At 66.8% G+C, this 7,751-nt stretch carries 13 protein-coding genes; 4 read left to right on the forward strand and 9 right to left on the reverse strand.

The window, feature by feature from the left end:
• Nucleotides 1-69 precede the first annotated feature (69 nt).
• The 6 genes from J7528_RS06650 to J7528_RS06675 all read right to left on the reverse strand — a co-directional run bounded on the left by J7528_RS06650 (nucleotide 70) and on the right by J7528_RS06675 (nucleotide 2,960).
• Entirely contained in the window at nucleotides 70-483 is a 414-nt protein-coding gene (locus tag J7528_RS06650) for a hypothetical protein (RefSeq protein WP_291872152.1), read from the reverse strand.
• Between the two features lie 3 nt (nucleotides 484-486).
• Nucleotides 487-855, reverse strand: coding sequence for a DUF4870 family protein (locus J7528_RS06655; protein WP_291872153.1), 369 nt, complete (start codon nucleotides 853-855; stop codon nucleotides 487-489).
• A gap of 247 nt (nucleotides 856-1,102) precedes the next feature.
• Nucleotides 1,103-1,654 carry a hypothetical protein gene (locus tag J7528_RS06660; protein ID WP_291872154.1) on the reverse strand — a complete coding sequence of 184 codons (552 nt, stop codon included), beginning with the start codon at nucleotides 1,652-1,654 and terminating at the stop codon, nucleotides 1,103-1,105.
• Nucleotides 1,655-1,657: 3 nt separating this feature from the next.
• The gene (folB, locus tag J7528_RS06665) at nucleotides 1,658-2,062 is read right to left on the reverse strand and encodes a dihydroneopterin aldolase (RefSeq protein ID WP_291872155.1); all 405 of its coding nucleotides are present in this window, start codon (nucleotides 2,060-2,062) and stop codon (nucleotides 1,658-1,660) included.
• Nucleotides 2,063-2,073: 11 nt separating this feature from the next.
• Complete coding sequence (locus tag J7528_RS06670) at nucleotides 2,074-2,832, reverse strand: SDR family oxidoreductase (protein ID WP_291872156.1); 759 nt, start codon at nucleotides 2,830-2,832, stop codon at nucleotides 2,074-2,076.
• Entirely contained in the window at nucleotides 2,832-2,960 is a 129-nt protein-coding gene (locus tag J7528_RS06675; RefSeq protein ID WP_291872157.1) for a hypothetical protein, read from the reverse strand. Before J7528_RS06675 ends, J7528_RS06670 begins: the two co-directional genes overlap by 1 nt.
• A gap of 29 nt (nucleotides 2,961-2,989) precedes the next feature.
• On the opposite strand from J7528_RS06675, the gene J7528_RS06680 reads away from it, so the two are divergent.
• Together J7528_RS06680 and J7528_RS06685 are read left to right on the forward strand one after the other, a co-directional pair.
• Nucleotides 2,990-3,460, forward strand: a complete 471-nt coding sequence (locus J7528_RS06680; protein WP_291872158.1) for an NUDIX domain-containing protein — start codon at nucleotides 2,990-2,992, stop codon at nucleotides 3,458-3,460.
• Nucleotides 3,461-3,725: 265 nt separating this feature from the next.
• Nucleotides 3,726-5,165, forward strand: coding sequence for an aldehyde dehydrogenase family protein (locus J7528_RS06685; protein ID WP_291872159.1), 1,440 nt, complete (start codon nucleotides 3,726-3,728; stop codon nucleotides 5,163-5,165).
• Between the two features lie 65 nt (nucleotides 5,166-5,230).
• Here J7528_RS06685 and J7528_RS06690 read toward each other — a convergent pair whose 3' ends face one another.
• Both J7528_RS06690 and J7528_RS06695 read right to left on the reverse strand, forming a co-directional pair.
• Nucleotides 5,231-5,809, reverse strand: a complete 579-nt coding sequence (locus J7528_RS06690) for a hypothetical protein (protein ID WP_291872160.1) — start codon at nucleotides 5,807-5,809, stop codon at nucleotides 5,231-5,233.
• Nucleotides 5,810-5,985: 176 nt separating this feature from the next.
• Nucleotides 5,986-6,327 carry an endonuclease domain-containing protein gene (locus tag J7528_RS06695; protein ID WP_291872161.1) on the reverse strand — a complete coding sequence of 114 codons (342 nt, stop codon included), beginning with the start codon at nucleotides 6,325-6,327 and terminating at the stop codon, nucleotides 5,986-5,988.
• Nucleotides 6,328-6,456: 129 nt separating this feature from the next.
• Between J7528_RS06695 and J7528_RS06700 the strand changes: the two genes are divergently transcribed.
• Both J7528_RS06700 and J7528_RS06705 read left to right on the forward strand, forming a co-directional pair.
• On the forward strand, nucleotides 6,457-6,630 hold the full coding sequence (locus tag J7528_RS06700; protein WP_291872162.1) for a hypothetical protein: 174 nt from the start codon (nucleotides 6,457-6,459) through the stop codon (nucleotides 6,628-6,630).
• Complete coding sequence (locus J7528_RS06705) at nucleotides 6,630-6,812, forward strand: DUF3606 domain-containing protein (RefSeq protein ID WP_101716176.1); 183 nt, start codon at nucleotides 6,630-6,632, stop codon at nucleotides 6,810-6,812. The genes J7528_RS06700 and J7528_RS06705 overlap by 1 nt, the downstream gene beginning before the upstream one ends.
• Nucleotides 6,813-6,963: 151 nt before the next feature.
• Here J7528_RS06705 and J7528_RS06710 read toward each other — a convergent pair whose 3' ends face one another.
• Nucleotides 6,964-7,614, reverse strand: coding sequence for a glutathione S-transferase family protein (locus J7528_RS06710; RefSeq protein ID WP_291872163.1), 651 nt, complete (start codon nucleotides 7,612-7,614; stop codon nucleotides 6,964-6,966).
• Nucleotides 7,615-7,751 lie beyond the last annotated feature (137 nt).

The raw sequence follows: 7,751 nt of genomic DNA on the forward strand, positions 1-7,751 counted from the left end.
GTCTCAACCGGCAGGGGAAGCTAGCGGCGACGCTGACCTATCGGTGGGCGCCTGGCGCGGACGGCGCCTCTAAATCAGCCATGCGCGAGGACGCGGATACGCCTCGCCACGGACCAGATAATAGATGCCCATGACGCAGCGGGCCACGAACCAAAGGCTGACCGCGCCCATAATGAGGCCGCCGACGATCATCATCGGGATGCCGATCAGCAGCAGGGTCAGCGGGATGCCGAAGGCCAGCAGCAGGCCGCCGATGATAAACCAGGCGATCGACAGCCAGAAGGTCCGGATGGCGAAGGTGTAGTGGCTCTCGTTGATCGGGCCGGCGGCGTCGCGGTTCACATAGGCCACGATCAGGCCGATGATGAAGGTCAGGCCGTTGGTGAAGCCCAGCAGATACAGGCCGTAGACCACGGCGGGCAGGATCTTGTCCTCTTCCGCCCCAGTGGCATTTGGGGGGGCGATGACGGTCGTGTCGGTCATGGCTTAGAGCATCCAGTTCTTGGGAGTGGGATAGGGTTGGCCCTTGAGCAGGACCGACAGGCCGACGACGCCGCGCACCACCAGCCAGACGCCCGTGGCGACCAGGGCGACAACGCCGATGCCGACTGGGGTCAGGATGATGCTGACCACGCTGAACGCCAGGGCCAGCCAGAAGGTTCGGATCTGGAACTCGTAGTGGCTGGCCAGCCACTCGGGCGCGTCCTTGCGGCTGACATAGGCGATGATCGCCCCGATCAGGCAGGTCAGGCCGCCGGTCGGCGCGCCGGCGATGTGCAGGGCGTAGACGACGCCCGGCAGGGTCTTGTCGTCCTGCAGCCGGGGCGGCACGGCGGGGTCTAGAGCGGGGTCCATTGTAAGGTCTGGCAAAGCTTGAGCCTGGATAACGTCGTTGGCTCAATGGTCGCGCGGTTGGCGGTGCGATGCAAATGAAGGTGCGGTAACCCAGCGAGCGCCCCCTCCGTCTCGCTGCGTATTCGCAGCGATCCACCTCCCCCGTTTCACGGGTGAGGAGATGCAGCTTCACCCTCCTGCCCCGCTTGCGGGGGAGGTGGCGCGGCGCCGATAGGCGGCGTGACGGAGGGGGCGCTCTGCGGCGCTCCTAGGGCAACAGGTCCGTCGGCGGATCATGCGGGTCGAAGACCGCGCCGCGGTTCAGCCAGGGCAGAGCGGCCAGCAGCAGGATCAGGACGAAGCCCATCCGCGCCGCCATCTCGATCCCCACGGCCGCCATGCCGGCGGTCAGCGAGAACATCAGCATCGCCGCCGCGCCGAACGCCAGCAGGCCGATCATCCAGGTGAAGGCTTCGCGCAGCTGGAACCCGGCCGTGCCGAACTTGGCGCGCGGGGCCAGGTCCGCGCCGACGGCGGCCAGGGCGCGGGCCAGGGTCGAGAAGTTGGCCAGGCGGTCCTCGAACCGTCCGGGGCCGACATAGCTCTGCGAGGCGATGACCACCCGGCGGCGGCCGAAGGTCACCAGCAGGCTGCGGCGACGTCCGCCGTTCCTGTCGGCGGCCAGGCGGTAGCGAGTCAGGCTGGACAGCGGGAACTGGCGGATGACCTTGCCGCGCGTCTCGGTCAGCGTGCCGGCGTCCAGGGTCCAGGCCGTTTCGGGCTGGAAGGGGGCGAGCCGGGCGCTGTGCGAGACTTCCAAAGACTAGCTCCGGACGGCGGTGATCTCGACGCCGGCGGCGGCCGCGTGCGGGGCCAGGGCCTCGGGCTTTTCGATCCGCACCCGGGCGCGGGTGACGCGAGGGTCGAAGAAGCAGGCCTGGGCCAGGCGCTCGGCGAAGGTCTCGACCAAGCCGACATGGCCCTCGGCGGCGATCGCGCGGGCGGCCTCGCCGATGCGCTCGTAGTTGACGGTGTCGCCCAGGCGCTCGAAGTGGCTGGCGGCCACGTCCAGCTCGACATCGACCACCAGGGTCTGCAAGCGGCCGTACTCGTGGTCATAGACGCCGATGCCGGCGTCGACCTTGAGGCCGCGCACGAAGACCTTGGTCACGATCACGCGGGCCAGGTCCTGCGGCGCGGTGTCTTCGGCGAGAGGGGAAGCGGCCAAGCGGTGGCCTCCTAAGGTGCTACGATGTCGGGCGTTTTCCAGCCCAGGTGCTGGCCGCCGTCCACCGCGATCATCTGGCCCGTCACTGACCTTGCGTCAATGAGGTAGCGCAGGGCGGCGGCGATGTCCTCGGGCAGGGCGCGGCGTTTCAGCAACACGCCGGCCGCCTCGGCCTCGAACTCGCCGGGGGCCTGGTGCACCGAGGGCAGGGTCGGGCCAGGGCCGATGGCGTTGACGCGCACGCGCGGCGCAAGCGCTTGAGCCAGGGTTTGGGTGGCCCACCACAGGCCGGCCTTGGCCAGCGAATAGCTGAAGAACTGAGGGTTCGGGCGCAGCACCCGCTGGTCGACGATATTGACCACCAGGCCCTGCATATCCGCCGGCAATGCGGCGGCGAAGGCCTCGGCCAGCACGATCGGGGCGCGTAGGTTGGTCTCGAGGTGCAGGTCCCAGGTCTGGCGCGACAGCCCGCCGACGCGATCGTCCTCGAAGGCCGAGGCGCTGTTGATCAGCAGGGTGAAGGGAGCGATCTCGCTGGACGCCGCGATCAGGCCGCGCACGGCGGTCTCGTCGGACAGCTCGGCGCGAACCGGGACCGCGCGGCGGCCTAGGGCCCGCACGGCCTGCGCCGTCTCCTCGGCTTCGTCGGCCGAGGCGCGATAGTGGACGGCGACGTCGTAGCCGGCGCGGGCGGCCTCCAGGGCCAGGGCCCTGCCGATCCGGCGCCCCGCGCCGGTGACCAGGGCAGCGCCGCGCGCCGGGCCGGTCATTAGTCGATGCGGCCGAACTCGACGTAGTTCAGGGCGAGCACGACGCCCAGGAAGATAACGATGACACCGATCGCGAGCATGGCGCGGCTCCGGAAGAGAAAGACAGTTGCTGCGGCTTTAGCTGTCACGACGGCCGACCGCAAGCTACTACACGGCCATGCTCTGGCGACGCCGCATCGAACCCTTCACCCGGCCCCTGGTCTACGCCTTCTTCCGGTTCAGGCGCGGCCTGACCCTGGGCGTGCGGGCGGTGGTCACCAATGAGGCCGGCCAGGTGCTGCTGCTCCAGCACACCTACATCCACGGCTGGTACCTGCCCGGTGGCGGCGTCGAGCGTGGCGAGACAGCCGAGACCGCTGTCGTGCGTGAGCTCCAGGAAGAGGCCGGGATCCGCGCCCTGTCCCGCCCGCGCCTGATCTCGGCCCACAGCAACGAGATCGTCCACCCCGGCGACCACGTCCTCGTTTACCGCGTCGACGCCTGGGAGCCCTGCGCCTCGAACGCCGCCGGCGAGATCCATGAGGTCGGCTGGTTCGACCCGCACGCCTTGCCCGAGGGCGTTTCCCCCGGCACCCGGCGGCGGCTGGCGGAGGTGTTCGGCGAGGCGGAAGCTGGCCCTATGTGGTGACTCCGCCAGTTCGCGGATCTCCCCTTTTCGTCTTCCTAGGCCTTGCGCCTAGGATCCATGGCGCCGCTGGGCTTGGCGTCGACGTGTCTGGCTCAGCGGTGGTGGAACGATGGGTCCTAGGCACAAGGCCTAGGAAGACAGGAAAGGTGGATGTGGCGGCGGGACCCCCTTCACACCTGAACGCCGATCACATTAAATGCTTGTTTGAAACCGCCCGCCGCCTCTCCAACTAGAGCGGGCTCCAATCCAAGGGCAGGAGAACGGCATGCGCGAGTACACCAAGTTCTACATCGACGGCGCCTGGGTCGATCCGGCCGCGCCCAAGCCGCTGGACGTCATCAACCCGGCCACCGAAGAGGTCGCCGGCGTGATCTCGCTGGGTTCGGAAGCCGACGTCGACAAGGCCGTCCGCGCCGCCCGCAAGGCGTTCGAGACCTTCTCCCAGACCAGCCGCGAAGAACGCATCGATATCCTCGAGCGCATCATCGCCGAGTACCAGAAGCGCTTCGAGGACATGGCGAAAGCCATCACCGAGGAGATGGGCGCTCCCGCCTGGCTGGCCCAGCGCGCCCAGGCCGCCATGGGCATCGCCCACGTCCAGACCGCCGCCGCCGTGCTCAAGGGCTACAAGTTCGAGGAAGACCGGGGCACGACCCGGATCGTCAAGGAGCCGATCGGCGTCTGCGCCTTCATCACGCCGTGGAACTGGCCGGTGAACCAGATCGCCTGCAAGGTCGCGCCGGCCATCGCCACGGGCTGCACCATGGTGCTGAAGCCGTCGGAAATCGCGCCGTTCTCAGGCTACATCTGGACCGAGATCCTGCATGCCGCCGGCGTCCCGGCCGGCGTCTTCAACCTGGTCAATGGCGACGGCCCCACGGTCGGCGCGGCGCTGTCCAGCCACCCGCAGGTCGACATGGTCTCGTTCACCGGCTCCACCCGCGCCGGCATCGAGGTGGCCAAGAACGCCGCCCCGACCGTCAAGCGCGTGCACCAGGAGCTGGGCGGCAAGAGCCCCAACATCATCCTGGACGACGCCGACTTCGCCCGCGCGGTGGGCGGCGGCGTGGCCTCGGTGATGATGAACTCGGGCCAGTCGTGCAACGCCCCGACCCGCATGCTGGTCCCCGGTCGGCGCATGGACGAGGTCATCGCCATCGCCAAGGCCGCCGCCGAGGGCCACACGGTCGGCGACCCGAACGGCAACCACAAGATGGGCCCGGTGGTCTCCGAGGTGCAGTGGAACAAGATCCAGGGCCTGATCCAGAAGGGCATCGACGAGGGCGCCACCCTGGTCACCGGCGGCGTCGGCCGGCCGGAAGGCCTGGACAAGGGCTACTATGTGAAGCCGACCGTCTTCGCCAACGTGAAGCCCGACATGACGATCTCCAAGGAAGAGATCTTCGGTCCGGTGATCTCGATCCTGGGCTACGACACGGTGGAAGACGCCATCACCGTCGGCAACGACACCGAGTACGGCCTGGCGGCCTATGTCTCGGGCACGGACGTCGACGGCGTCCGCGCGGTGGCCGCGAAACTCCGCGCCGGCCAGGTGAACCTGAACGGCGCCAGCCCCGACCTGATGGCCCCGTTCGGCGGCTACAAGATGAGCGGCAACGGCCGCGAGTGGGGCGATCACGCGTTCGGGGAATTCCTCGAGACGAAGGCGATCCTGGGTTACGCGCCGAAGGCGGCGGCGGAGTAGGTAGCTGCTTGCATTGAGCTTGAAGTTTTGAAGGGCGGGGCTGTGACGCTCCGCCCTTTTTATATCTAATTTCGACGATCTCTTGCCAATTCGGCTTCAATGGCTTTGGCAAGAAGAGAAAGGGTCGATTTCAATTCGACTATAACTTCTCTTATTGGTCTGCCTTCTGCCATCGCAACATTCAGGCGATCGGCTATTTCTTGTAGGGGAAGGTCAAGGCTTTCTCCAAGTCTTCCGGCCAATTGGGGGTGATTTCGGACGATATTGTGAATCCAAATCGATATGTGACCGGTGCTTGTGAAGAGGCTGCTGAGCGATGACGTGTAGGTGTCGAAGTATCCTTGATCGATCTCAAGGGAGGTCGTTAGCAGGCGTGTCGGAGCGTCATAGAATTGAATATCTGGGCTGGGCGAGCCGAAATCTACCGCGCGCTGCAAGGATTTTAGGTGGCTTTTTGTGCTGTCAATTGTTCGCTCAAGTTCCATCAAGGGTTGTTGCTGAATGACGTGAACGTGGACCTCAGTAGGGGGCTGCTTTCGGAACATCTGGACCAGAGGGACGACCGCTCCAACAAGACTTATTGCGAGACCCGCAATTGCCATTGGATCTGGATCTATAAGGTGATCGCTATTGTTATCTGCCATCAGTTAGATCTCTCCGTATCAGTCCGAACATCGACCCCCAGGGTCGGTGATCACCTTACATCTCTTGGAGGCTGCAGCGTGCCGGACTGACCACGCCAGTCAAGGACCGCCCTCCCGAACCCCTCTCTCATAGAGAGAGGGAGGGGCCCGCCGCGTAGCGGTGGGAGGGTGAGAGGTTACGACCTGGCCGAACGAAGCGCCGCCAGGATATCGTCCGCCGTCCCGCCGGGATCGGTCAGCACCCGCTGGTTAGGGAAGCGGATGACCACGTACCCGAACAGCCCCAGCGTCGCCGTACGGCGAGCGTCATACTCTTCCCGATCGTCGTGAACCGGCCCGTCCAGTTCCACGATCAGCTTCGCCGCCTCGCAGGCGAAGTCCACGATGTAGCGGTCGATCGGGTGTTGCCGGAGGAAGCGGAAGCCGCCGAGGCGGCGGTTGCGGACGAGCTTCCACAGGGTCTTTTCGGCCAGGGTCTGGTCCTGGCGGAGGCGACGGGCGTTGGCGATCTTGTCCATGGTGGAGGTTGGACATGTTGAGCTTACGGGCTCAACGGAAGGAATCGGGGTTTTCCGGTTGGTGGTGAAACCTCTCACCCTCCCACGCTTCGCGTGGGCCCCTCCCTCTCTCTATGAGAGAGGGGTATAATGCGCTCCATGACCGCCGACACCCCGCCCGACGAAACCCCCATTCAGCGCGCCCTGCGCCTGAAGCAGGCCGCGCTCGACGCGCGGCCGAAACCGCCGCGGGGCGGGAAGTTCCAGCGACAACAGGCCAACCGCGCCGCGGCGGGCGATTCCAGACCGTGGGGGAGCCGCTGATGGCTGGCCTGAAGGACAAGCGTGGGTTCATCGACAAGGACCGCCTGGACCTCTCCGAGCGCCAGGCCGTCGAATACTGGATGAAGCGCTGGGGCGTGACCCGCGAGCAGATCACGACCGCCCACCGCAAGGTCGGCCGGATGACCAAGGACATTGCCGCCGAGCTGGGCAAGAAGCGGTAATCCACACGCGTCTCTCCCAGCTTGGATCCCCGCGAAGGCGGGGATCCAAGCTGGGTTTCAGGAAGGGGTGAGGCCGAGCGACGGCCCTCGGACTCGGCTTGGATCCCCGCTTTCGCGGGGAAGCTCGGGTTGGGTCAAGGTTTGGGGTTGGCTAGCCCTTCGACGCCTCGACCCACACCTGGTGCTGGTCGTCATAGGCCCGCCGGAACGCCGGCCGCGCCTCGGCGCGCGCCACATAGGCGGCCAGGGTCGGATAGTCCGCCAGCATGCCCGACGGCCCCAGGCGCCGCAGCACGCCGACCATCATCAGGTCGCCGGCGCTGAAGTCGCCGTCCAGCCACTCGGCGTCGCCTAGGCGGGCGGCCAGCTGGTCCAGCCGTGTACGGACGGCTTGCTCCAGCATCGGCTGGCGAGCCTCGAACCAGGGCTTGTCGCGCTCCAGGATGGTGGCCATGCCGAACTCGACGATCGGCGGCTGCATCGTGCTCATCGCGGCGAACATCCAGGAGAGGGCGCGGGCCTTGCCGCCTTCGTCCGCCGGCAGCAGGCCGGGGTGGTTCAGGGCGATGTGGTGGACGATGGCGGCGGACTCGAAGAGGCAGAGATCGCCGTCCTGGAAGGTCGGGATCTGGCCGAACGGCTGCCGGGCCAGGTGCTCGGCCTGCTTCATCTCCGGGAAGGTGACCAGCCGCACGTCGTAGGATTGGCCGACCTCCTCCAGCGCCCAGCGCACCTGCATGTCGCGCGCCAGGCCCCGGCCGCGATCGGGGGAGGCCTTGAAGGCGGTGATGGTGGGGGTCATGGCGGGGTCTCCGGGGTGAAGTCCACCCTAGGACGGATGGCGAGGTAGCGCGCCGACACGAGCGTGAATCTTTTTCTTGAACCCCTCTCTCATGGAGAGAGGGAGGGGCCCGCGCCGAAGGCGTGGGAGGGTGAGTG

Origin of the sequence: Caulobacter sp., from assembly GCF_017744445.1 — a bacterium.
GTDB lineage: Bacteria > Pseudomonadota > Alphaproteobacteria > Caulobacterales > Caulobacteraceae > Caulobacter.